25 protein-coding genes and 1 pseudogene are annotated in these 24,633 nt (G+C 48.2%); 17 read left to right on the top strand and 9 right to left on the bottom strand.

Translation table 11 applies throughout. The annotated features are described in order from the left end of the window. On the top strand, positions 1–498 hold a 498-nt coding region (locus I8U19_RS09985; RefSeq protein WP_198055811.1), incomplete at its 5' end, for an IS5 family transposase. 82 nt (positions 499–580) lie between these two features. Here the strand turns inward: I8U19_RS09985 and cas6 are convergent. The 4 genes from cas6 to I8U19_RS09965 all read right to left on the bottom strand — a co-directional run bounded on the left by cas6 (position 581) and on the right by I8U19_RS09965 (position 3,891). Then, the gene (cas6, locus tag I8U19_RS09980; RefSeq protein WP_198055810.1) at positions 581–1,336 is read right to left on the bottom strand and encodes a CRISPR-associated endoribonuclease Cas6; all 756 of its coding nucleotides are present in this window, start codon (positions 1,334–1,336) and stop codon (positions 581–583) included. Positions 1,337–2,018: 682 nt separating this feature from the next. After that, complete coding sequence (locus tag I8U19_RS17650; protein ID WP_370589285.1) at positions 2,019–2,093, bottom strand: Fic family protein; 75 nt, start codon at positions 2,091–2,093, stop codon at positions 2,019–2,021. 370 nt (positions 2,094–2,463) lie between these two features. Then, entirely contained in the window at positions 2,464–3,261 is a 798-nt protein-coding gene (locus I8U19_RS09970) for a hypothetical protein (RefSeq protein WP_198055809.1), read from the bottom strand. Positions 3,262–3,267: 6 nt separating this feature from the next. After that, positions 3,268–3,891, bottom strand: a complete 624-nt coding sequence (locus I8U19_RS09965; protein ID WP_198055808.1) for a hypothetical protein — start codon at positions 3,889–3,891, stop codon at positions 3,268–3,270. A gap of 1,113 nt (positions 3,892–5,004) precedes the next feature. Between I8U19_RS09965 and I8U19_RS09960 the strand changes: the two genes are divergently transcribed. The 5 genes from I8U19_RS09960 to I8U19_RS09940 all read left to right on the top strand — a co-directional run bounded on the left by I8U19_RS09960 (position 5,005) and on the right by I8U19_RS09940 (position 9,802). Further along, on the top strand, positions 5,005–5,676 hold the full coding sequence (locus tag I8U19_RS09960; protein WP_232337255.1) for a MerR family transcriptional regulator: 672 nt from the start codon (positions 5,005–5,007) through the stop codon (positions 5,674–5,676). Beyond that, positions 5,633–6,025, top strand: a complete 393-nt coding sequence (locus I8U19_RS09955) for a class I SAM-dependent methyltransferase (RefSeq protein ID WP_198055806.1) — start codon at positions 5,633–5,635, stop codon at positions 6,023–6,025. Before I8U19_RS09960 ends, I8U19_RS09955 begins: the two co-directional genes overlap by 44 nt. Then, positions 6,022–7,332: an amidohydrolase gene (locus tag I8U19_RS09950; RefSeq protein WP_198055805.1), complete on the top strand. Its 1,311-nt coding sequence runs from the start codon at positions 6,022–6,024 to the stop codon at positions 7,330–7,332. The genes I8U19_RS09955 and I8U19_RS09950 overlap by 4 nt, the downstream gene beginning before the upstream one ends. Positions 7,333–8,323: 991 nt before the next feature. Then, complete coding sequence (locus I8U19_RS09945) at positions 8,324–9,007, top strand: B3/B4 domain-containing protein (protein ID WP_198055804.1); 684 nt, start codon at positions 8,324–8,326, stop codon at positions 9,005–9,007. Between the two features lie 465 nt (positions 9,008–9,472). Continuing rightward, positions 9,473–9,802 (top strand): transcriptional regulator, encoded by a 330-nt coding sequence (locus tag I8U19_RS09940; RefSeq protein WP_033099930.1) that lies wholly within the window; start codon positions 9,473–9,475, stop codon positions 9,800–9,802. Here the strand turns inward: I8U19_RS09940 and mobA are convergent. Further along, entirely contained in the window at positions 9,799–10,389 is a 591-nt protein-coding gene (gene mobA / locus I8U19_RS09935; protein WP_255517837.1) for a molybdenum cofactor guanylyltransferase, read from the bottom strand. The genes I8U19_RS09940 and mobA overlap by 4 nt on opposite strands. Positions 10,390–10,528: 139 nt before the next feature. On the opposite strand from mobA, the gene modA reads away from it, so the two are divergent. The 9 genes from modA to moaA all read left to right on the top strand — a co-directional run bounded on the left by modA (position 10,529) and on the right by moaA (position 16,633). After that, positions 10,529–11,296, top strand: a complete 768-nt coding sequence (modA, locus tag I8U19_RS09930) for a molybdate ABC transporter substrate-binding protein (protein WP_198055802.1) — start codon at positions 10,529–10,531, stop codon at positions 11,294–11,296. A 12-nt stretch (positions 11,297–11,308) separates the two neighbouring features. Then, positions 11,309–11,959, top strand: coding sequence for a molybdate ABC transporter permease subunit (modB, locus tag I8U19_RS09925; RefSeq protein WP_033099928.1), 651 nt, complete (start codon positions 11,309–11,311; stop codon positions 11,957–11,959). Positions 11,960–12,188: 229 nt separating this feature from the next. Beyond that, complete coding sequence (gene moaC / locus I8U19_RS09920; protein WP_198055801.1) at positions 12,189–12,677, top strand: cyclic pyranopterin monophosphate synthase MoaC; 489 nt, start codon at positions 12,189–12,191, stop codon at positions 12,675–12,677. Then, positions 12,674–13,153 carry a molybdopterin adenylyltransferase gene (mog, locus tag I8U19_RS09915; protein ID WP_198055800.1) on the top strand — a complete coding sequence of 160 codons (480 nt, stop codon included), beginning with the start codon at positions 12,674–12,676 and terminating at the stop codon, positions 13,151–13,153. The genes moaC and mog overlap by 4 nt, the downstream gene beginning before the upstream one ends. Positions 13,154–13,168: 15 nt before the next feature. Continuing rightward, the gene (locus I8U19_RS09910; RefSeq protein WP_033099925.1) at positions 13,169–14,416 is read left to right on the top strand and encodes a molybdopterin molybdotransferase MoeA; all 1,248 of its coding nucleotides are present in this window, start codon (positions 13,169–13,171) and stop codon (positions 14,414–14,416) included. Positions 14,417–14,420: 4 nt separating this feature from the next. Next, positions 14,421–14,918 (top strand): molybdopterin-guanine dinucleotide biosynthesis protein B, encoded by a 498-nt coding sequence (gene mobB, locus I8U19_RS09905; protein WP_198055799.1) that lies wholly within the window; start codon positions 14,421–14,423, stop codon positions 14,916–14,918. Then, entirely contained in the window at positions 14,915–15,355 is a 441-nt protein-coding gene (locus I8U19_RS09900; protein ID WP_198055798.1) for a molybdenum cofactor biosynthesis protein MoaE, read from the top strand. The genes mobB and I8U19_RS09900 overlap by 4 nt, the downstream gene beginning before the upstream one ends. Continuing rightward, positions 15,352–15,591, top strand: coding sequence for a molybdopterin converting factor subunit 1 (gene moaD / locus I8U19_RS09895; RefSeq protein WP_033099922.1), 240 nt, complete (start codon positions 15,352–15,354; stop codon positions 15,589–15,591). Before I8U19_RS09900 ends, moaD begins: the two co-directional genes overlap by 4 nt. 28 nt (positions 15,592–15,619) lie before the next feature. After that, positions 15,620–16,633 (top strand): GTP 3',8-cyclase MoaA, encoded by a 1,014-nt coding sequence (gene moaA / locus I8U19_RS09890; protein ID WP_033099921.1) that lies wholly within the window; start codon positions 15,620–15,622, stop codon positions 16,631–16,633. 501 nt (positions 16,634–17,134) lie between these two features. Here the strand turns inward: moaA and abc-f are convergent. Together abc-f and I8U19_RS09880 are read right to left on the bottom strand one after the other, a co-directional pair. Beyond that, positions 17,135–18,751, bottom strand: a complete 1,617-nt coding sequence (abc-f, locus tag I8U19_RS09885) for a ribosomal protection-like ABC-F family protein (RefSeq protein WP_198055797.1) — start codon at positions 18,749–18,751, stop codon at positions 17,135–17,137. Between the two features lie 286 nt (positions 18,752–19,037). Next, positions 19,038–21,389 (bottom strand): FdhF/YdeP family oxidoreductase, encoded by a 2,352-nt coding sequence (locus I8U19_RS09880; protein WP_198055796.1) that lies wholly within the window; start codon positions 21,387–21,389, stop codon positions 19,038–19,040. Positions 21,390–21,549: 160 nt separating this feature from the next. On the opposite strand from I8U19_RS09880, the pseudogene fdhD reads away from it, so the two are divergent. Further along, positions 21,550–22,340 (top strand): annotated as a pseudogene (gene fdhD, locus I8U19_RS09875) (formate dehydrogenase accessory sulfurtransferase FdhD). On the opposite strand, the gene I8U19_RS09870 reads toward fdhD, so the two are convergent. Further along, on the bottom strand, positions 22,337–22,711 hold the full coding sequence (locus I8U19_RS09870) for a hypothetical protein (protein WP_033099917.1): 375 nt from the start codon (positions 22,709–22,711) through the stop codon (positions 22,337–22,339). The pseudogene fdhD and the gene I8U19_RS09870 overlap by 4 nt on opposite strands. Before the next feature lie 271 nt (positions 22,712–22,982). Here I8U19_RS09870 and I8U19_RS09865 point away from each other — a divergent pair, with 271 nt between their 5' ends. Beyond that, positions 22,983–23,768, top strand: coding sequence for a PHP domain-containing protein (locus I8U19_RS09865; protein ID WP_198055795.1), 786 nt, complete (start codon positions 22,983–22,985; stop codon positions 23,766–23,768). Between the two features lie 75 nt (positions 23,769–23,843). Here the strand turns inward: I8U19_RS09865 and I8U19_RS09860 are convergent, their stop codons facing one another. Next, entirely contained in the window at positions 23,844–24,593 is a 750-nt protein-coding gene (locus tag I8U19_RS09860; protein ID WP_033099915.1) for a class I SAM-dependent methyltransferase, read from the bottom strand. Between the last annotated feature and the right edge of the window lie 40 nt (positions 24,594–24,633).

Raw genomic sequence — 24,633 nt, 5'->3', positions numbered from 1 at the left:
AAGGGGGATCCTCACTTCCAAAATGAGGCACTGGGTCGGAGCCGTGGAGGACTGACGACCAAAATTCATCTTGCTTGTGATGGGAAAGGTCGTCCTCTCGCTTTTACCATCACCCCAGGTCAACAGCATGACTGTACCCAATTACAAGCATTGCTGGACTCCATTTGTGTTCCCCGTTTTGGAAAAGGAAGACCTCGTAAGAGGCCGGATCATTTGATTGCAGATCGCGGCTACAGCTATCCATTTTGCCGGCGTCTTCTCCTCAAACGTGGCATTCCCCACACGATTCCAGAGCGTAAAAATCAGGCTGAGCGCCGGTCCAAAAAGCCAGGTCGTCCTCTCTCCTTCAGTAAAGAACGATATGCACGTCGAAACATGATTGAACGTTGTATTAACCGTCTGAAGCAATGGCGTGGCTTTGCCACGCGCTATGAAAAACGGGCGGTTTATTTTTGTGCTGCCATTACCTTGATTTCCCTGATGATTTGGCTCAATTAGTGATTCACCAGACACGCCCTAGTGACTCGATTATTTGATGCCAGTTAACTTGTAAGGTGGCAAACCGCAGGATTGCTCCCATTCATTTCACCTCCTTTAGAGCTTCAACCATGCCAAACCCTTGTGAACCATAAGAGCCGATCCCCGCCTCATAGATCACTTGTTGCATCTTCACCGGGGCCTCTACTTCCAATGGAACAAGATATCCCTTGATATTTTTATCCTTAAAACGGGTTAATACAGCCGCTTTACCCAGTTGGAATTTTTCGGGGCGGTAAAGTTGAATGTGTATCTCCTCCCCTTCCGGAAACTCTTCCTGCCAGCGCAGGTAGTACCAATTCTTTAATGAATTTCGCATACTGTCGTAAAAACGGCTATCCAAGGGATGGCTAAAGACGATTTGGTTATTTTTTTGTATCGGGATCACAATTGGGCTTAACGCTTTGTAGACCATGGTTTCGCTAAAAGATACAGGGGGCAGGAAACAGGTCTCCTGTAATGGGAACTTGAATTCAAACAGATCCAAATGCCCATTTGCCCATGCACCTTCAACAAACCGGTGAACGATCTCTGGCATGATCGAATCGATCTGAAAAGAAAGCGTACCTTTCACTTTCATGACCGAATCCAAGTTCACTCTTGAAGCGAAGTTGCACCGGGAAAAAACAAACGGTTTGTATCTTCTTCCTTTGTATTTCAAACCAGTGTTATGCAACCATTCGGACAGTTCAGGTGCGGCTTGCTTAATGCAACGATAGATATAACTGCTTATGTAGTAGCTCAGATCATAAGGCAACAGGATTTCTTTCGCTAAATGAAATTTCACTTCAACACGCATTTGAAAGAACGTCACCCCTTTCTTCTGTCGTAGAAATTATAATGTTGTTCTTTAAGGAGATTAATTCAAAATAATATTTTCTAATAAATCTATCAACTGCCGTTTTTATTTATCTTTCTGTATTTTATTCTAAAATCCTATTTTCACTTGCTTTTTCTGTGAACCTCCCGGGGATTTTGCACGATTGGAGGTTCACAGACTCTTTCCACTTTAGTTATAATGAAAAATAATTGATATTACTGATGTTCACACACGGGTTTAGTTGCATCCATACTGGGATTGAAACCCCTTTAATGTCGATCATGTAAATATCACCCCATCTGTTTAGTTGCATCCATACTGGGATTGAAACTTCGTAATTGCTGTACACGATGGCTGTCCTGAAAACGTTTAGTTGCATCCATACTGGGATTGAAACTCGGTCATTGACTTGGTATGTTGGGTTTGTGTAATCGTTTAGTTGCATCCATATTGGTATTGAAACACTACGATGATGATCAGACACGAAGAGATGAGCCACGTGTTGAATCGATATCAGGATTAAAAAGGCATCCGTACCTTATTATTCCAAATATATCAAAAGAATAAGACAGATATTCTTACGTGGCTGATTTCGCCCCGGCCAATCTAACAAACCAGGGTATTGCGCCCTGGACTCTTCATTCAGCCTCTTGGTTGATCATTAAGTGTCCAAGTATACCAAAGCTGCTCGTTTATTTCCGTTGTAGAACGGATGAACTTGTACAAGTGATTGCACTAATGCTCCATCATTCCTTGTATGATTGCGAATATTTCGACTTGAATGTCGTTCGTACAGCTACAGGGAACAGGCGATCATCAAACATGCCCCCGCTTGCTCTCCTTCCCCGAAATCTCACAAAAAGACCAGGGAAACAGATCACCCCTGGTCTTTTTATCATGCAAGAATCTGCATAACTATAATGCAATCTCTGTTTTACTTGATCTTCTGCCTAGAGAAGGTCTTGCATGCACCGATATTTCGGTTATGTACATAGAGATCTTACGATCAAGCGTGATCGTTCATAATCTTGGTCACACTCTATTTCACCCTAAAAGGCAAATCTGAGCAGCAATCCAATCAGCCCCTCGTCGGGTGCCTGTTTTCTTTAATAATACCTGTTTGTCGGTTGTACATAACGCACTTTATAGTGATCCAGATTATTTAGATCAACCTTCGTTAAATCTCCCGATATATCGTATCTTTCCAACAGATATTTATATTGACGTTCCGAATCAGACGTTATTTCCGGGTAATGCTTTAGTTCATCAGTATAAACAAATACCTGTATCGAAGCATTATGAAAGGTTTTCTTTAGCTCTCTCAAAAGATTACTTATATCTTCCGGTGCCTTTCCTCCATGCTGATAAACTTCCAAAACCAAATTCAGCGTAAAATGCTCCCCTTTCTTGCTACTTAAGACATGATAGAAAGAGGGGATGTCCTTCCCATACTTCTGGCCAATATTCCCTTCCAAATCGTCATAATCAATCTTCTCTGTGTCTATACTCCTCAAGCTCACATTCTTCTCCAGCAATTTCTGTATATCTGGCTGCACTTGATTTAACCATATCGTCTGTACATAATCATCTCTAAACTCACCGGGAGGGTCATAAATAACCGTTATTTTGGTGCCATCCTGTACTGCACCTTTTATCTGATAATAAGCCCCAAAGATTTCATCTTTCCAAACTTCATCTACCCTAAATGCCTTATGATATGTTTTCTCTACATAATCCATAGCCAATTTTCCTACTCTTTTCTCTTCTGAAGGGCTCATCTTCGAAAGATCCACATACTGCTTCTCTTCCATTTCATATTCTGAGTAAGAAGAACAAGCTATCAAAAAGCTGCAAACAAGTACCATAACAACCAACATTACACCCAACTTCTTATATAATCCCATCACAGTTTACTCCAACCTCGTCTTATCTTGATAACTTTGCGGATCTAAAGTCTGTAAGTACCAAAATGTGGTCTCCACATCATAAGAAACCTTATCCATAGAAATCGTATATGAGTTCTTCCCATACTCAACATTCAATCTAAACAACTTGAGTTGATCTTCAGTTATCCCTTTGGCCAGGAGCTTTTTCTTCAGACTTACCAAGGTTTCCGCTTCTTGCCTCCACCGTTCCGGGGTTAAGGGATGCTTTGGTGCCGCATCCATCTTATTCACATTCCCATTCTTGGTTACATAGATTCCTACATCTTCAACCCAATGATCCAGCTCATCTCTATAAGACGGAAATGTCTTAGGGTCTTTGAACGGAGTGCCTTTATTGAAAACCTCGATAGATACCTGATCCCGAGTGCTCAAGCCCATTGCCAGTTCTACATCTCTGGATAAGTCATCATCTGCCTGACTATCCCAAACTCGCTCAAGATAATCGTCGTTACAAAACTTGTCTTTAATCCCATAAAAGACTGTAAACGTCACTCTCGGGTAGTCTTTATCGTAGGGAGTAACACTCACATGAAGACTGTCGCACGGCCCCGCCTCAGAGCATTTGGGTCTCTCAATCTCTTCAAACATAACATCTTTGATCCCATACTTCTTGCTCAAGTAATTCGAGACATCATGTTTCACGACATCTGGATCGTAGGGCGGAATCCAGATCTGGACACAAGAATAAACCAGGAATGAAATTAGTGAAGCAGATGCCAGAGCAGGTAGTAACAAGAGTATAAACTTTTTCTTCTTAGACGCAATTTCTATCCTCTCTTTCCTTATTAAATATAACTTCTCAGTAAAGATATAACTTACACCCCCGGAAAAGAATCCCGGACGATTCAGGAAATCGACTAGGCTGGGTATATCATATCGGATCCGGCACTGAAATTGCCTCCAACATCGGACAAATCAGCCGGATCCATTAATAGTATTGGTTTGATCATCGTTAGTCAGCAATGCCAGGATCTTCTTCATTACGCCATCCCATGATACCAGCCAAAAGCTGAAGTTTACCGGGAGTACCATTTTGCTTTCATCCCTGCCGGAGATGTATTTACTGATTCGTCAAAACCGTTTGCTATGTACTCCCTGTTTCAATTCTCTTACCAAAGAATTGATCCTCGAAGATGTCGTATTGCCGAATTTTCGCAGGCAGTTTCAATCCTTCTGCCTGAGGTGTATTGATTGAGACGTCAGCACCGCCGTGGATGAGATAAAAACCACCTCGGTTTCAATCCTCCTGCTTGAGGTGTATTGATTGAGACGGCGTTCGCTGAAACCTTCAACGTCTTTATCTCCCTCCGGGTCTTTCCGAACATCTCCACGATTCGGCTGAGTTTCGGGCTTTGTTGACTGGATTACCTCCGACCTAAAAGTCAGATCCCCCTTTGTTTTTGCGGACTTTGGCGTTTCCGAACACCCCTCGGGTCTTTTTCGAAGCTTCCGGTGTTCGCAAATGCCGAAATACGCAAATCTTCTTTTATACGAAGATCATTTTTTCGAATATAAATTTTTTCATATTTTTATCTTCAATTATAGGTTATCTATCTTATATTTTTCAACATAACCTGCTACCGATTGATAGGCTGGGGCTGATTGGCCGATTTTCTGACAGAACCCGGCGGTACATTCCCCCCTTTACTTTCACGCAGCGTCAACGTTTATGATGAAACGGGAGGGATCTCCGTGAGAAGAATGCAGATCAAGGAGATGGCGGAGCGGCTGGGAATCACGCCACGCGCCATCCGCTACTACGAGGAAAAGGGTCTGATCGCGCCACCCAAAGAACCGGACAACCGATACCGCACCTTTAGTGAGGAGGAGGCATGGCGTCTGCAAACGATCGTGACGTTGCGCCGCATCGGCATGCCGGTAAGTGAGATCAAAAAAGTGCTGGCGGAGGTGGACCGCGGCCACGAACATGTCGTCACACGCTACCTGGAACTGCAACGGGCCGCCACATTCACCGAGTGGGTTCGACTCAAACATCAATTAGAGATCATTGAGCAGATGATTCAAAACGGGGAACAAAACAGCGCCCCTTCCTGGGATGATTGGTACCGTCTTACACGCCATTGGCAAGAGCGGGAACAATGGAGGTTAAAGTGGCGAGACCTTTGGGCGTTTGATCAGCAGGCGGAAACGTTTGACCAGCGTGTGGAGCGAAATGATCCGCTGGACCTGTATGCGGAGTATGACCACGCCTTGCAAACGCTGACCGAGTGGATTGATGCCCGTCCGGAGGAAACCGGCTTGGATCTGGGAGCGGGAACAGGCAATCTAGCCGGACGGTTTTTCGCAAACGGAATCCGGATGTCCCGCAATGACGACCAAACTGGGCAATTTTTTAGCCATCCCCTTTCCTGATGATGCTTTCGACTTTATCGTCACCAGCTTTGCATTTCATCACTTGCGCGAGGAACAAAAACCGCTGGCACTGGAGGAGATGCACCGGGTTTTGCGTCCGGGTGGCAGAATCGGTATTGTCGATTGGATGATCGAGAGCAACGAGACGTTTCACGCCTGGAAAGAGAAGATCCGCCGGGCAGGCAGAACGGATGTGCTGAAGGAGATGGCGTCGGAATACTATGTTCACCTGGAATGGCTGTGCCAATGGTGGATATCCCGGGGATATGACGTTCAATACCGGTCGTTGACACCCATGTTGCACGTATGGATGGCGAGACCGCGCGACGATGTGAGGAGGATACCATGAAAATTTTTATTAAGGATCCGTTGATTTTAGATTATAAGGATCAGGAAAAACAATTTCATCCATATCGAGCCAATATCGTTATCGAAGATGATCAAATTGCCGATATCACTAACGATCTTCCCGCTGATTTGTCTGTTTTTGATGAAATCATTCATGCGTCTCATTGCGTGGCGCTACCGGGATTGATTAATGCGCACAACCATTCCCCCATGAGTTTACTGCGCTCCTTCAGCGATGATTTGCGGCTGATGGAATGGCTCAACCGAAAAATGTTGCCTGCCGAAGCAAACATGAATCAGGAGGATATTTATTGGGGGGCGTTATTGGGAATTGCCGAGATGATTAAATCGGGAACCACCGCTTATGCGGACATGTATATACATATGGATCAAATTGCCCAAGCTGTACATGATTCCGGCATCAGGGCATCTTTGACCCGCGGTCTGGTGTTTCTCGATGATGATGGCGGACCGCGTTTGAGAGAGGGGATTGATTTGGTTAAATCCTGGTCCGGAAAAGCGGATGGCCGTATCACGACGATGATGGGCCCCCATGCTCCGTATACATGTCCCCCGGACCAATTGAAAGAAGTGATGGAGATTGCCAAAGAGCTACAGGTTCCGATTCACATCCATTTAGCGGAAACGCAGGAAGAGGCGGAAAAAATCAATCACAAATACGGAAAGAGCCCAACCGAATACCTATACGATTTAGGCTTGTTTGACGGTGATTATCATGTGCTCTTGGCCCATGCCGTTCACCTTGATGACCATGACATTGCATTATTGCAGAATATGAAAGGCGGCTTGGCACACAATCCTTTCAGCAATATGAAGTTGGGTTGTGGTATCGCCCCTGTTTATTCATTTTTGGAAAAAGGGATTTTGGTCGGATTGGGTACCGATGGTGCAGGAAGCGCCACTTCCCTCGATTTGTTCAAAGAAATGAAGATGGCATCCGGGCTACAGAAATTAGATCGGTTTGATCCCGCGATCATCAATGCACATACGATTCTCCAAATGGCCACGATAAATGGTTCTACACTCTTGCAAATGGATCATCAGGTTGGAAGGATTGAGGTTGGGAAGAAGGCTGACTTAATTCTGGTTAATATCCATCAACCACACTTGGTGCCGCATCATGATTTGGTCTCGCTGCTGGTATATTCCGCTTTCGGTCAAGATGTGGTGACAACGATTGTGAATGGAAAGATCCTGATGAAAAACAGAGAACTGTTGACGATTGACGAAGAGAGACTGTTGTACGAGGCGCATCAACGGGCAAAACGGATTGTGGAAGGAATTTAATGCTTAAATCAACAGAGGCAGAGCCAGCATCCGGCGACTCGGTTCTTTCCAATAAACAGAAATGTTTTTGGATTTTTCGACTTATATGCCCTAGGTTAGAGAGGCGATGGACGCCTCTTTTTTTTGGCAAAGGCAGGCAACAATTCTCAAATATGGAGCCATTTTCCCTTCGTATCGGAAACAAACTGAACAAAAGTCTGTCAACCCCCGGGTTTTTACGGTGCTGGAAGTTGACAGACTTTTTTGTTTTAGTGACTAACGCAGTACGATGGTCTCCTGAAGTTTATTTATTGATTCGGTGTTACCAGAAGCAACGTCAGCCGATTCTCGACACGTTTCAATCCTCCTACCGGAGGTGTACTTGTTGATTCAATGAGCGCTCGGACGTGGTTACTTTAGACACCGAAAGTTTCAATCCTCCTACCGGAGGTGTACTTGTTGATTCTCTGGAAGTCGTCCGCAAGAGCTACAATCCTGACTTGTTTCAATCCTCCTACCGGAGGTGTACTTGTTGATTCTTTAGGTTTAATCTCATTTTAATGAAATTGGGGTTCAATTGTTTCAATCCTCCTACCGGAGGTGTACTTGTTGATTCAGCGTTCACTGTACCCTTTGATTTTATTGAGTTTGTATGCAATTTTCCGAACATCTCCCAGATTTGGACAAGTTTCGGGCTTTATTGATTGGATAACCTCCATCCAAAAAGTAGTGTTCCCTCTTATCTTATGCGGGCTTTGGCGTTTCCGAACACCCCCTGGGTCTTTTTCGAAGCTTCCGGTGTTCGCAAATGCCGGCGAAAATTTTTCATATTTTATCTTCAATTATAAGTAATCCATTTTGTTGTTTGCAATACAGCCTGGTAACTAGTTAGTGAGACGAACCGCCCATGTATACTCCAGGATTGATATATATGACAGCAGAAGGACAACCGGCACCTGTATTAGAAGAAATACAAGAGATTCACACTGTCTATACTAAAGGAGGGTATAACATGGTCAAACCAATTCATATCGATCCTGCTTTGTCAGATGCGGCCCCACAACTAAAACTGGGTATTTTGACCGCTACAGTTCAGAACACAGAATATGATGAAGAACTGTGGGGCAAGATCACCAATCAAATTTCTATAATCAAAAAAACTTATACGGGGGCTAACATCACCGGCCTCTCTCCGATTGCATCGTTACGAAACGTCTATAAAATCCTTGGAAAAGACCCATCCCGTTATCGAGGTTCTTCGGAAGCCTTGCTGCGCCGTGTACTTCAAGGCAAGGGATTGTACCAGGTCAATACTATCGTTGACATCAATAATTTAATCTCGCTGAAAACGCTGCACCCGGTTGGTACTTATGACTTATCCAAATTAGTGCCACCCTTTACGTTTCGTGTCGGTGAACCAGGACAGTCATACAAAGGTATAGGCAAGTCGAACATCAACCTTGAGAACCTCCCGGTTTTCGAAGATGAACACGGGCCTTTCGGCTCCCCGACCAGCGACTCGGAAAGGGCCATGATTTCGCTTCACACAAGGCAGATCATGATGGTGATTATCAGCTTTTCAGGTGATGGTCTCTCACCTGCACTTACTGAAGCGGAAGCCTTACTTAGAACCCATGTAAAAGCGACCGGGATCTCTTCAGTAATTGCTGAGGGAAAAAAAGAGGGAGGGCGTTGATCTATAACTCATTTTGGAGACAGTCTACCAGCAGTAACATAAAACCACTCTTTTACAGAGTGGTCCCTTATTCCTCATATCAAGATCGTCCTTTCCATATGGATTCGCATGATGATAAATAAGCGGGGTTAAACAACGGAAATCTTCGGATCATATTATCCATCCATGCGTCATTTTTGATGAGGTTTAGGATCTTGAAAAAGACGAAAAGGACGATTCCTCAGTCCATGCAAAGAAAATGAGAAGAAACGCGTGGATTTGGCGTAACGATCAGACCATTATGCATAAACCAGTGGTTGACATGACAAGGAGACTCTTTTTTGTGAAGGTGAAAACCATCCCCTGCTTTAACTTTCATCTCCTGGGTTTTGTTTACCGGGATCTGAAGGTGTTTTCTTTCACTCCGCTCTGGTTTATAATACAAACTGGTTAAACAGATAGATCAATTAAGGGAGGCGATCACCGATGATGCCGTTTAAAGAGATGACCCGCTTGGACAAATTGATTCACGAACCAGCCCGGCTGGCGATCATGAGTGCGCTGGATGCCTGTACCATGGCCGAATTCCTCTTCTTGCAGGAATTGACCGGATTGACGAAAGGGAATTTGTCTTCCCATCTTTCCAAATTGGAAAAAGCGGGCTATGTCGCTATCAGCAAGCAGTTTGTACGCAAAAAAATCCCTCACACGACAATCCGGATCTCCCATGAAGGAAAAACTGCGCTTCACAATTACTGGGAACAGTTGGACCGCATTCGCGAAGTGACCAAGCAGTGGCAAAAGAAAGGAATCTAATTAATCCCCCGGCCCCCGTCCAAGATTTTTTGGTAATCTTCCGGCGTATTGACATTTTCCGCAAACTGAACGGGGAGTGACCGGTTCTCAAAAAAAGTTTCCTCTACATAACAACAATGAATTGAATCCAAAAAATGCTTTACCTGCCGCATTCCCTTTTGCAGCAGGCGGGAAATCCCTTTTCCGCTGTCCCGGTGGTAAATGGCATGCAAGGGTTGGATTTTTCCCTTTATGACAGGGATCACGGCGTCATATGATGACCGTGTGCGCAATTCAGCCAATGCTTGCGCCACTTCCCCGGACAGGAAAGGCATGTCGCACCCGACAATCCAGACGTCACGTTGGCGAACCTCGTCAAATGCGGCCTCCATCCCTCCCAGCGGCCCCAATCCCGGAGTGCGATCCCAGATGACCCGCACCTGTTCATCCAGGGCAAAAGAAAACAAATCCGGCTGATTGGTCACCACCAAAACTTCCGCACACACTTTTTTCATTTCCCTCAGATGCACCTGCAAAAAGGTACTGTCCTCAAAAGGCAGAAGCGCTTTTACTCTCCCGTTCATCCTCCGGTTTTCCCCTCCTGCCAAAATGACACCCGAGAGCAATCAACCCACCTCCTGATTTGCTTCTCAGCAGATTGACGATTTCAATTTTATTCATTAATATGATCAAGAAACTTCTATCATATGGAAAGGCTGATGCATCATTCGATCGGCTCATGACTTCATGATTCGTATGTTCGCGTTTTTCATGCTGCTCAGCGGTCTTGTTACAGGATGCAGCCCTTCCTCCGGCAAAGCAACCCTGATTGTTTCCGCACCGGCAAGCATGAGCGATGCCGTTTCGGAAATCACACGCAAATTTGAAGCATCGCATCCGCAAGTGGACGTAAAGGTCAACTTCGGCGCTTCGGGTTCTCTGAAACAGCAGATTGAAAAAGGGGCACCGGTTGATGTTTATCTGTCTGCCGGCAAAAAAGAGATGGATGCCCTGACCGGCAAAAATCTGATTCTGAAGCAAACGGTCCATTCTTTCGCCGGCAACTCCCTCGTATTAATTGAGCCGAAAACAGGCAGCGATCATCTCCAGTCGCTGAATGACCTTACGGCTCCCCGTGTCAAATGGGTGGCCATCGGCGAACCCAAATTCGTCCCCGCCGGCAGGTATGCTGATCAGGCATTGCATTCTTTTCATCTGTGGGACGATCTGAAACACAAATTCGTGTTCGGCAAAGATGTGCGACAAGTTTTGACCTATGTGGAACAAGGACAGGTCAATGCCGGAATCGTGTATAAAACCGATGCGCTGACATCGAAAAAAGTGCGGATCGTCCAAACCTTGCCCGAAAACAGCCACCAACCGATCCAATACTTTGTCGGCACGGTCAAACAGACCAAACAGGCCGGAATTGCCGCGGAATATGAAAAGTTTTTATTATCAAAACAATCCATTCCTATTTTACACAAGTATGGCTTCGTGACAAAGCAGCAGTAGAGGTGTTTTTCATTGGTTGAGTCATTCTGGAGTCCGATCATTATCTCGATCCGCATCGCCTTATTGGCCACACTGATCGAGATTTTGACGGGCATTTTATTTGCCTGGATCATGGCCCGAACATCTTTTCGCGGCAAAAGTCTGCTCGAAACCTGTCTCCTGCTTCCGCTCGTCCTTCCTCCCACGGCCGTCGGTCTGTTTTTGCTGGCCGTGCTGGGCAAGGACGGACTGGAACGTTTCCTGCCGATCCCGTTTATCTTTACTTATTGGGGAGCTGTTGCAGCGGCCGTGGTCGTCTCATTCCCGCTCGTCTATCAAACATTTAAAACCGCATTTTCCTCCCTCGACCCGGAACTTGAATTTGCAGCCAAGTGTGACGGAGCGAATGACTGGCAGGTGTTCCTCCATATTTATCTCCCGTTGTCCAGGCGCGCCATGATCACTGCGGTGATCCTCGGTTTTGCACGCAGTTTGGGAGAATTCGGCGCTACGCTGCTCGTCGCCGGAAATATTCCCGGTCGGACCCAGACCTTGCCGATGGCGATGTACATGGCGATCGAATCGGGGCAAAACCGGCTTGCCCTTTTGTGGGCACTGTGTTCTGCCGCGCTTTCTTTTGCCTTGCTGCTCTTCGTTCAACACCTGCCGGGCAGGCAAAAATGATGAAGCCCTTATCGTCCTCTCCAGATCCCATTGCGCCCCCGTCCCCTGGTCAATGGGATTTTCCGTATTCATCCTCTGCCTCCTCTTCCTTTTTAATGCAAAGGATATACTTTACTTTGATGATCGGTTAACTATATCCTTAAAAAGAGACGGGAGCTCAAGAAAAATTGATCCGGCCCGCGCCACGCTTGAGAGGCCGGTTTTATCCGCAGCCCGAAGGAGGTTAAGCATGCTCACCCATTTCAACGAACAAAACCGGGCGAAAATGGTTGATGTTTCTCATAAGAAAGCGACAGAACGAATTGCGGTGGCGAAAAGCAAGGTTACCATGAAACCGGAGACACTGCAAATAATTAAACAAGGAAAAATGGCAAAAGGAGATGTCTTGGCCGTCGCCCAAGTCGCAGGAATCATGGCTGCCAAGAAAACGGCGGAACTGATTCCGATGTGCCACCCCATTTTTACGACCGGAATCGACCTCCGGTTTGATTTTCTCTCCGAGCAGGAAATTGAGATTATCGCGACAGTCAAAACGGTCGGCGTGACGGGTGTGGAAATGGAAGCCTTAACGGCTGCCAGCATCGCCGCCTTGACCATTTATGATATGTGCAAAGCGATTGATCCTGAGATGGTGATCGGTCCGACTCATCTGGCGGAAAAACAAGGCGGAAAAAGCGGGCATTTTCAATTTGACGGAAAGACAGGTGACGGCAGATGAGCATTCGCGTGGGGATCGTCACTGTCAGCGACCGGTGCGCCAGAGGAGAACAAGACGACAAAAGCGGCGCATTGTTGAAAGAGTTATGCCGGGATTGGGATTTGTGTGCTTATGAAATCGTCCCTGATGAACAAGCTCAAATCGAACAAACATTGAAAAAATTGGCGGATGAAACCGGATGCCAGCTCGTCTTCACCACCGGCGGTACCGGGTTTGCCCCACGGGACGTCACACCGGAAGCCACCCGGGCCGTCATTCATAAAGAAGCGCCCGGACTGTGCGAAGCGATGCGCATGGAGACGCTGAAACAGACGAAATTCGCCATCCTGTCCCGCGCTGTTGCCGGAATCCGCAATCAGACCCTGATCATCAATCTACCCGGAAGTCCCAAAGGCGTGGAAGAATGCTTTGCAATCATCCGGCCCGTACTCCCCCATGCCCTTGCCCTGTTGGCCGGCAACACCAATCACGATTGAAAAAGGAGGGGTTTTGTGCGTTTTCAGCGTGAAATTGTCAAAGTAAAAGAAGCCAGGGCCCGGCTGCTTCCGCATATCAACGAACTGGACACGGAAATTCTCCCCTTGTCCCAGTGTCACGGACGCACCCTGGCCGAGGAGATCACCGCACCGATTCCGCTTCCCCATTTCCGCCGCTCGAGTATGGACGGATTCGCCATCCAGGCGCGGGCCACGAAAGGGGCCACCAAAGAAAATCCCGTCTGGCTGAAAGTATTGGAAACAATCCCTTGCGGCAACGTTCCGCGCTGTGAAATCACCGACACCACCGCATCGAGAATTATGACGGGGGCAGCTGTTCCGGACAGCGCCGATGCGGTCGTCATGCTGGAGATGACACAAACGGCCGTAAAAAACGGCGAAACCTATGTCGGTGTCGAACGGGAAATCGCCCCGGGCACCAATGTGGCTGCGATCGGGGAAGAACTGGAGCAAGGAACCCTTCTGTTACATAAAGGCCGGCGGATCGGACCAGGTGAAATCGCCTTGCTCGCGACGTTTGGCCATGCGCAAGTAAAAGTTTACCGCAAACCCAGAGTTGCCATTTTTGCCACCGGTTCGGAACTTTTGGAAGCAGATGCGCCCCTCGAACCCGGGAAGATCCGCAACAGCAACAGTTACATGTTGTACAGCCTGCTCCTTGACTGCGGCGCCGAACCTCTCATGCAGCCGATTTTGCCTGACGATGTCTCCCAAGCGCAAACCGCCATTTTACAGGCGATGGAAACAGCGGATCTCGTGATCACCACCGGCGGGGTGTCTGTCGGTGATTACGATATCCTCGTCGACATTTTTGAACGCTGGGACGGACAGATGCTTTTCAATAAATTGGCCATGCGCCCGGGAAGTCCCACGACTGTCGGCGTGAGAAATAATCGGTTCCTGTTCGCGCTTTCCGGAAACCCGGGTGCCTGCTTCGTCGGGTTTGAGCTTTTTGTTCGTCCGGTGATCCTGGGGATGATGGGGAAAACGGAGTTCGACTTGCCGCTGATCACAGCATCCATGGCTGTCGATTTTACCAAGCCTTCCGGCTTTGAGCGGTATGTCCGGGGAATTTATCAGATCGAAGACGGCCGGGTTTACGTGCGACCAGCCGGGTTGGAAAAATCAAGCGTTACGCTGACCATCCGCGACACCAACTGCCTGATCATCGTTCCGCCCGGCGGGCGCGGTGTCAAAAAAGGGGATCAAGTGCAAGTGCTGATGCTTAAAAAACTGGAGTGATATTGTGACGAAGCGAATCATCCAAGTTGTCGGTTTCAAGAACGCCGGCAAAACCACTTTTTGTTGCCGCCTGATTCAGGAATGGACCAAACGCGGCCTTCGTGTCGGCGCAATCAAACATGACGGGCATGACTTCACTTTCGACCGGGAGGGCACCGATTCGTGGAAATTGAGCCAGGCCGGTGCAGACCCGGTCAGCATCACTTCCGCATCGCAAACGGCTGTGTTTTCAAGGCGGCCGTCTGCCCTTGCCGACCTGATATCCTCTATGGGTGAAGTGGATCTCATCCTGGTTGAAGGTTTTAAACATGAAAATCATCCCAAAGTTGTATTGATTAACACAAAGGAAGAATGGGAGCAATTGAAAGAACTGAACCGGATTATCGCTGTGCTCACCCGCGTTCCGTTGGATGGGGCCATCCCGTGCCCGTATTGGTTCGTCCATGATCAGGAAAAGTGCATTGAATATTTGCTCAGGATTATGGGAGTGGAAGCAACATGAAAAATTTTTCGGTCACCCGCGAAAAAATCGAACTTTCTCCTTTGATTGAATGGGTTCAGGATCGCAATTGCGGCGCGATCACCACCTTCATGGGAACGGTGCGCGAACTGACAAACGGAAAAAAAACGATCTTTCTCGAGTATGAAGCTTATCAGGAGATGGCAGAAAAATTGCTGCAAAAAATCGGTGAAGAAACACTGGAGAAGTTTGACTGCAGCAAAATCGCGATCGTCCACCGCATCGGACGGCTGGAAATCGGCGACGTGGCTGTGGCCATTGCCGTTTCCTCTCCCCATCGCGATGCTTCGTTCAAAGGTTGCCGGTACGCCATCGAAAAAATAAAAGAACTGGTACCGATCTGGAAAAAAGAGCACGGTGAAGATGGCTCCTTCTGGGTTAGCAGCCAATCAGGGGCCAGGGGGGAAGAGAGGAAATGATCCGCATTTTGTGTTTTGCTGAAATCGGGGAGAAACTGGGGAACTCGATCAGTATTACCGCCGTGGAAAACATGACGGTCTCTGCCCTTCGCCGCGAGCTGGGCCGGCAGTATCCCGAATGCCGGGAACTGATTGAGACTTGCATGATTGCCGTCAATCAGGAATACGCCCGTGAAGAGACAATCATCGGAACGAAGGATGAAGTGGCCTTGATTCCGCCGATCAGCGGCGGGTGAGCCGCTCAGGTAAAAGGAGATGAAAAAATTGAAACCCATCGTCGATTCGCTGGGTCGCCCTCTGCGGGATTTGCGTATTTCCGTGACCGACCGTTGCAATTTCCGCTGTCGCTATTGCATGCCGGAAGAATTGTTCGGTTCGGGATTTTCGTTTCTTCCGAAAGAAAAATTGTTAACGTTTGAGGAAATCGTCCGCTTGGCACACATCTTCACGGAACTGGGCGTTTCCAAAATCCGGATCACCGGAGGCGAACCCTTGCTCAGGCAGGGAATTGTCCACCTCATCGAAATGCTCGCCGACATAAAACCGCTGCAAGATCTCGCCATGACCACCAATGGCGTTTTACTGACGAAATTCGCTGCCCCGCTGAAACAGGCCGGTCTCAAGCGAATCAATGTCAGTCTCGACACATTGCGCGATGATACCTTTCATCGGCTGAACTCCCGAAATTACAGTGTACGCGACGTATTGCAAGGAATCGAAGCCGCACAGAAGGCAGGGCTTTCGGTGAAAGTGAACATGGTGGTGATCAAAGGAGTGAATGACACGGAAATCGTTGAGGTGGCCCGATATTTCCGCGAACGGGAATTGGTTGTCCGCTTTATTGAATTTATGGATGTCGGCAACAGCAACGGTTGGAATGCAGACCAGGTAATCTCCAAGCAGGAAATCATCAGTCGCATTCATGCCGAAATGCCGCTTGAAGCGATCAACCCCGCTTATTTTGGCGAAGTTGCCACGCGTTACCGCTATCAGGGAACCGAAACCGAAGTCGGAATGATCCCTTCGATCACCCAGCCTTTTTGTTCCTCCTGCACCCGACTGCGCCTCTCTTCCGACGGTTTTTTATACACGTGCCTCTTTGCGACGGAGGGCTTCAACCTGCGGGATTTCATGCGGCAAGGTGCAGACGACGAAAAACTTCGCCGGTTTATCGAAAAACTGTGGGCAAAACGGGCAGACCGCTACTCTGAAGAACGATTCCTGACCGGTGATGGGAAAAACAGAAAAAAAATCGAAATGTCCTATATCGGCGGCTGAACCGGGAAGACGCGATTTCCGGATCACCAGACCAGCCCGCAGCCTGTACGGAGCGGGCTTTTTTCTTTGCTTCATGCCTTGCCATTGTCACATCTGACCGGGGTGACCGGATTCCGGAAAAGCCGCTTTTCACTTGCTTTCCTGTTTTCGATAAAATTCTTTTAAAAAATCCTTTATTTTCGAGAAAATCCACTCTCTTTTTTCTTTGGTCAAACGCTCTCTGACATAGTCCTCCGGAACATTCAAAAATTTCGAAATCACCTTGGTTGTCCCTGTATCCCGTTTCTTTTTTTCTCTGTTGTCATACGACATGACGCTATTCCCCTCCCGGCTGTGAATTTCCGTTTTATTTACATTTTATACAAAATAAGTAAAATTCCTGCCGGGATGGAGAAATAGCCTGACCACATTTTAAGCCTCCTGATCTTCCGCTTTCTGCCGGTTGATGAAGATGGGGAGCAGAAACGATTCACTTCTGCTCCTTTCATTTCTCTTTTCATTTTACGATTTCATTTCCCGCAGTTGCTTCACTTCTTTTAGCAGCGCCTGGTACCGCTGTTCGAGCTGTTCCACGTCATCCTCCTTTTGCGGCATGGACAAGCGGCCCAGGATCTGCGTCAACTCCGTTTCCACCTTTAGCAGACGCTCTTTCAGGCTTTGTTCGGAATGGAGTGACTTCCGGTTCAGACGGGTTTGATATTCGTCGTATCCCTCGGCAACGTACATCGCTTTTCCATTGCGCAGAATCAGCATGTGGTCGGCCAGCTTCCGGATCAATTGACGGTCGTGGGAGGCAAAGAGGATGGTTCCCGGATAAGCCTGCAAAACCGTTTCCAGCTGTTCACGGGTGAAGATATCCAAAAAGTTGGTCGGTTCATCGAGCAACAACAGATTTGCATCGCTTAAAAACACCTTGGCCAGTGCCACTTTTACCTTTTCTCCCCCGCTCAGCACACCAACCGTTTTATAAACTGCTTCGCGCTGAAACAAAAGACGTGCCAGAACAGTGCGAATCAGCTGTTCAGAATAAGGGCTGCTCTCTCTCACATTGTCGAGAATTGACTTCGTTTCATCGAGATTGGCCAATTGTTGATGGAAGTAGCCGATTTTCGCCGAAGGAGGAAGGTGAACCCCGTCTGCCCCAGATGCAATCATCTGAAGCAGGGTGGATTTGCCAACCCCGTTTTTGCCCAGAACAGCCACTTTCTTGCCGTTGGGAATGGTACAGGTAAGCTGGTGAAACAACACTTTTTTCTCAAAGCGTTTGCTCATGTTTTCAATCCTGAGCGCATTTTTCCCTTTAATGGGACGATAAACATTTAAATCGAACTGAACCGTCGGCAGTTCCACCGGCTTTTCCTTTTTGGCAAGTTTCTCGATCCGGGACTCGATCGCTTTCGCTTGTTTTTCCATCTTTGCCCTGGCTGAATTCGCCTTTCCTTTGTTGGATATCAATCTTGCCTCAGACGCGCTCATTCCCTTGGGCGGCTTTTCCATCGAACGGGCTTTCTGCTTCTTCTCAGCAACCACCTTCGTCAGCCTCTTTTTTTCTGCCACATACTGTTCATATTCAAAACGGGCACGTTCCAGCTCCTCTTCCTTCTGCCGACGATATTCGCTGTAGTTTCCGTGATACAGACGAACCTTTCCGTTTTCCACCTCGATGATTTTGGTGCAAACCGCATCCAGCAAAGCGCGGTCGTGGGAAATCAGGAGAACGGCTCCCGGATATTTGATCAGTTCTTTTTCCAGCCATTCCACCGACTCTGTATCCAGATGGCTGGTCGGTTCATCGGCAAAAAGGAGCTCCGGTTTCTCCGCCAGTGCACGGATCACCTTTCGCCTTGTCCGTTCCCCGCCGCTCAAAGCAGATGGGCCATCCTCCAAACGCTCCTGTTCCTCCATTTGACGAATCCAGCCCGTCGTCCCCTGGGACAACACCTTGCCCTCGTCGGGTGGCAACTCCCCGGACAAAACCCGGAGCAAAGTGGTTTTGCCCGCACCATTGACCCCGACAACCCCTATTTTTTGCCCTGCTTTAATCTGCAAGCGCTCCAGGGAGAAAAGCAAACGATCCGCCACCCACTTTTTCAGTTGATAAGTCTCCAATACAAACACAAAAAAACCTCCCTATTTCCAGAGAGGCATTCGTATCCCAAATACGCCAAAAAACACAAGGTTTTAAGGCGTTGACATATGGCACAAAAAAAGGCACATCGAACTATGGGCATACGAATCCTGCTCCGGAAAGCAAATTTCTGCAAATGAAATTTCGCTTCAACCAAGCAGAATTAGTTGTCCATCGCTCGAAGTACCGTTCCTTTCCACATTATTTATTGCTTTTATTCTAAATTCGATTGCATCAATTGTCAAATCGGAAACGTCTCAGATGAAAAGCGGATCGCTATGTAATCTCCAGGTCCAATTCTTTGATCCGCTTTTTGATATACTTTCGGTCTTTATGCGCATGGAACGTTTCCGCCTTTTCCAAAACAGCGGCCGCGTTGTATTCGGGGATGCCGGCAAACTTTTCGTAAACGCCCTTGGGAAAAAGCACATTTCCTTCAGGCCAGTGCACTTCAAGATTTCCCGCCTTGATTCGCGCAAATTTGGCCCGTCCGTGAAATATTCCATACGCGTTGTGGACGACAACCGCTTCTCCCTCCGCAATGCCAAGGCTTCCGGCATCGTCGGGGTTCATCAAAACATCGTAGCGATCAGCATCGTTAAAAGGATCCCTCGTGTTATAAATCATGGAGTTAAACTGTTTCCCCCGGCGTGAAGTGACATAAAACTGTCCCTCCTCCTTTCTACGCTCCGGCAATTCGATCGGAATCAATCGGCCGCGTCCGTCGGGGGTGGGACATTCTCCTCCCTCGCACAGCCAGGCTCCGCCCCACTGAAAGACATCGCCCTGCTTCCGGAGGTTTTGAATCCCCTCATAATCGGGCGCCGCCTTGGCGATCTCCTCCCGAATCTGCGAAGTCGTCTCAAACCAAATCAGCCGCTTCTGCTCCGGACGGACAAGCGCCGCCAGATCCCGGTAAATTTCCCACTCCGGCCCCGCTTCTTCAATTCGGGGCCCTTCAATTTCCGGAGAAAAATAAACCATCCGTTCCGTCGATGTAGATGTCACCCCGCCCGGAATCTCATACCGGGTCATCGCCGGCAAAACAAGAACCGCTTCTTTGGCATCGGTCAAAGTGGAGGTGTTCAAAATAATATCCTGATGCACGCGGACTTCGATATTCTCCAAACACTTTCTCATAAAATCGGGGTCCGGCATCGTTTCCAGGAAATTGCCACCAGAGGTATAAAAAAGCTTCAGCTTTCGCTGATGATCCTCCGGCAACAGCGCATTTTCCAATGATATCCCCACGATATCCCCCTGCCAGCGAGGGAGCGGAAACCCCCAGATCCGTTCGATTCTGGCCACGTTTTCATCGGAGAAATCGCCGCCGGGCAAACTGAAGGGATCGGCTCCCATCTCACCTGACCCCTGCACGCCGGAATGGCCCCGGATCGGCATCACCCCGCAGTGTTCCCGGCCGATAAACCCGCGCAGCAGAGCCAAATTGACGACTTGGGAAACATTATCGGTACCGAAGCGGTGTTGCGTCAGTCCCATCGACCAGACAAAAACAGCGGAGTCCGCTTTGGCCAACAATTCGGCAAACTCTTTCATCCGTTCGCGCGTCAATCCGGACGACTCCTCCAGCACTTCCCAGCTGTATTGCTGTACATGCTGTTTCAATTCCGGCAGACCGTTCACATGCTCGCGCACAAAATCATGCCGGATCGCAGAGCCGGGATTTTTTTCTTCCATTTCAAACCAATGCTTTATCACGCCGTTCATAAAGGCAATATCGCCGCCGATGTTGACCTGGTAAAAATCATCCGCAATTTTTGTCCCAAACAGGGCGGAATCAGGAATCGACGGAATCCAGTATTGATCCATCGCCGGTTCGTGATAAGGGTTAATCACGATGATTTTGGTCCCTTTTCGTTTGGCAGCGTACATGTATTTGGTTGAGACCGGTTGATTATTGGCCGCAACGCTCCCCCAGAAGACGAGCACATCCGTCCCGATCCAATCCTTGTAGCTGCAGCTGGATGCCCCGATTCCGAGTGACCGCTTCAGGGCTGTCTTGGAAGGAGAGTGACAAATCCGAGAAGCGTTGTCAATGTTGTTGGTGCCCAAAAAACGGGCGACTTTGGCGGCAACATAATAAGTTTCGTTGGGAATCCCCCGTGAGGTCAAATAAAACGCCATCTGCTTCGGATCAATCGCCTTCACCTTCGCCGCGATGTACCGTAATGCTTCATCCCAGCTGATCCTCCGAAACGAACGCTCCCCTTTTAAACGGAGCAGCGGATAAGGAATTCTTCCCAGCTTTCGCAGCGCCGTACTGTCCAACTTACGTAGTTCGTCAATATCGCGATGAAGGACATCGGGCCGGATCGCCGGCATCGTATTGAGTCGCAGCAGATTTAAACGCGTTGTACACAGATGCATGCCGGTCAATGTCTGATCTCTCAAGCCGGCCACTCCCAGCGCACACCCGTCGCAGACGCCCTTGGTCAAAATGCGCGCCGCAAACTCCAGCTGGTCGCGATTTTCCCAAACCACTTTCAGCGTATCCCGCAAATGGTGCGGTTTCAGCTTTCCCAATCCAAAAGGCATCGGGCTGACCCACAATTTGGGATCAGGCCATTTCGGCAGCTTGACCGGCCCGGTATGTTTTGTCTCCCCCACTGTTCTCCCCTCTTTTTCCTGAAATGTCTCATCATTTAATTTCCGGTTGTCAAAAGACTAAGGTTTTTCCCAACTGAAAAATTTCATTAGAGATACGATATAATCATTATAAAATGAGATATTTTATTTCTCAAATGATTCAACTTTTATAAAGGGGCGTATGGTTATGGAGCAATCGATCCGCCGTCCGGTGATTCGCTGCCATGAATCAGAGCTGGAACCTGTGGAAGATGATTTGTCGTGGAATATCCGCTGACCATCATGCTGAATGGAATTGAATTTGCCACCATCGTCTGCAGTCCGGTCGATGTGGAAGATCTCGTGTACGGATTCCTCGCCGCCGAGGGTGTGATTCGGGCTTCATCCGATCTCAAAGCACTTTCACTCGATTACAAAGGCGGGTTTGCTTATGCGGAAACGAGGAATCCATCCCCTCAAGCCCGAGAATTTTATTCCAAACGCTTTATCGGCTCCTGTTGCGGCAAGAGCAGACAATCCTTTTATTTTCACAACGACGTGAAAACGGCAAAAACCGTAACCAGCCGGGCGGTCGTTACGCTGGACGAATGCTTTCAGCTGATGGAGATGATGCACAGCCGGTCCAATTGCTTTCGACAGACCGGCGGAGTTCATAATGCCGCATTGTGCGACCGCAGTCAGATTCTTGCCATGCGTACGGACATCGGGCGGCACAATGCACTGGATAAACTTTACGGCCACTGGCTGCGCTCCCCGATTCCGCTTCATGATAAGCTGGTGGCTTTCAGCGGGCGCATTTCATCGGAAATCCTGTTAAAAGCAGCCAAAATCGGCGTCGGCATCCTGTTGTCCAAATCCGCCCCCACCGATTTGGCGCTCACCCTGGCTGATGAGCTGGGAATTACGACCGGATTTATGCGAAACCGCAAATGCAATATTTATACTCATCCTGACCGGATTTTGCCTCATTAATATTCCAAATCGCCCTCTTCCCCTGCTGATCCTATCTGCTTGAAACGGAGGCGGCACCAAAAGGCAGAGCGGGCATAATCCCAATGGTAGCGGCTGAATTCGCCGTTCGGGTGGAAATATTGCCAGACTTCAGGAAAATGTTGCTTCAGTTCCATTAATATCTCCCGCCTGCGCTTCTCAATCAAATGCTGGTCATGCCTGAATCTGGCCCCGACCGCCTCCAGCGCTTCCGTCACTTTAAGCGGAACCTGCCGCCAGTTCTGCTTCCATTCCTCATAGGAATCAATCAGATAATGGATCGTCATCTCCGCATCATCGTACAAATCGTACAATAAATGTCCCGGAAGCGCTTCTCTCATTTTTACCGTCATGTTCCATTTTCCTTTCCTTTTCAGAAGATTACGGTTTAATCTTCAAAACAGCCGGGTATTGCCATATGTAATGCGAGTTGGCCTGAGCTTGGGCCAACCGTTTCTGTTTTGAAAAAGATTCCAGCAAAGTAAATATTTTTCGCCCGTGATAAAAACACCTTCTTTTTTCTTTCGGAAGTTGATTTGCATCAACATATCTGTTTTCCTTTGGCCTATACCCTTCCATTTCATTTCCATATAATGCATTAATCCACGCAAGGGAGTTTTGACAATGAAGATCCTGAATGATTTGCCATTGGGAACTTTTGATCTGCATATTCATACCACCGCATCAGACGGGCGTTACCGGCCGGCAGAAATCCTTGATCTCGCGACCAAAGTCGGGTTAAAAACGATTTCCATCACCGATCACGATACGCTGGACGGCCTCCGTGAAGCGATCAGCCTGGCTCCGGCTTATGATTTGACGGTAATTCCCGGGGTGGAGATATCCACCCGCTGGCAAAGCCTGAGCATCGATATTTTAGGTTATAACATCCGCGATCTGGATCTGCTTCACTCGCGTTTGGCCGAATTTCGCGAAAACCGGAAAGAACGCGCCAAGAAAATCATCGAAAAGTTTTGCCGTCTGGGCATGCCGATCACCCTGGAAGATGTAAAAAAAATCAGCGGGAACGGCATCATCGCCAGACCGCACATCGCCCAAGCCATCGTGGTCAAAGGTTATGCCTATGATACAAAAGAAGTGTTTAATCACTATCTTGGCGATGGCAAACCCGCCGATGTCAGCAAAAAAGAACTCCCGCTCCCCGAAGGCATCCGAATGATCCGCGAAGCAGGAGGGGTCGCCGTTCTGGCTCATCCTGGATACCTGAAAAACCATGAGCTCATTGAAGAAATTATCTTGATGGGGATCGACGGGATCGAAGTATGGCACCGCCAGCATGGCAAAAGAGAAGCCAAAAAATTTTTGCAAATGGCAGAGCAACATGATTTAATCGTGACGGGCGGTTCCGACTTCCACCATGACGAACACGCTTTGGGCCATTTCAGATAAGCCTAGCAAGAGCGATGCAGCGGGTAAACCCCGTGCAAATGAAGGGATTTACCCGCTGCATCGACAAGCGCTGTATTATTTTTCTCCCCTTTTATACCCTCCGAACAAAGCATGTCCGGCTTTCACCCAAAAAGCATCGACTCCCGTAAAACCGGCCTCTTGCAGCCAACCGAGCTGTTCCGGCAACGTGGATGGTTTATCCACCGCCGGATCCGGATAATGAAATAAATTCCACTTCTCTTTCTGAAACTGGTTAAATGCCTGCAAATTCCCCTCAAAATCCAGGGAGCGGCGGGCGGTCTCCTCATCCCAAGCCCGTCCCATATGAATCCGCGCATATTCACTTGTTTCTTTCATGATGTCGGCTATGAGCAAAGCGCCGCCCGGCTCCAAAACCGAATATAACCCTTTAAATAACGCTCGCTTTTGCTCTCCGTCCAGATGATGGATCACCAAGCTGCTGACAAAACAATGGATCTTTTCATCAAACATCCGGTACCACTCGTAATCAAAGAGATTAAAGAGCCGGAATTCAACGCGATCCCCGAAAGATTGCAAACGCCGGCGGGCATGCCGGATCATCTGCTGAGAACCGTCGAGGGCTATCACTTTGCTGTTCGGGTACTGAGTCAGAATGGTTTCACTTAACCATCCGCCTCCGGCCCCGATCTCCACCGCGACGAAAGATTCATCTCTTTCGAAGGGAATCAGGTCCGTGAAAGTACGGCCCCATTCTTCACGCTCGGGAACAAAAATATGCCCGTATCGCAGAAATAACGCTGTATCACGATCTTGCCATTCTCCCCGCTGCTTTTCCTGTTTCATGCTCCCAGCTCCTTTGCATATGAAAAACTTTTATTTTATA

Source organism: Thermoactinomyces sp. CICC 10523 (assembly GCF_016055105.1).
GTDB classification, from domain to species: domain Bacteria; phylum Bacillota; class Bacilli; order Thermoactinomycetales; family Thermoactinomycetaceae; genus Thermoactinomyces_A; species Thermoactinomyces_A daqus.
The sequence above is the reverse complement of the archived record's forward strand: the minus strand, read 5'-3'. Positions and strand labels throughout refer to the sequence as shown.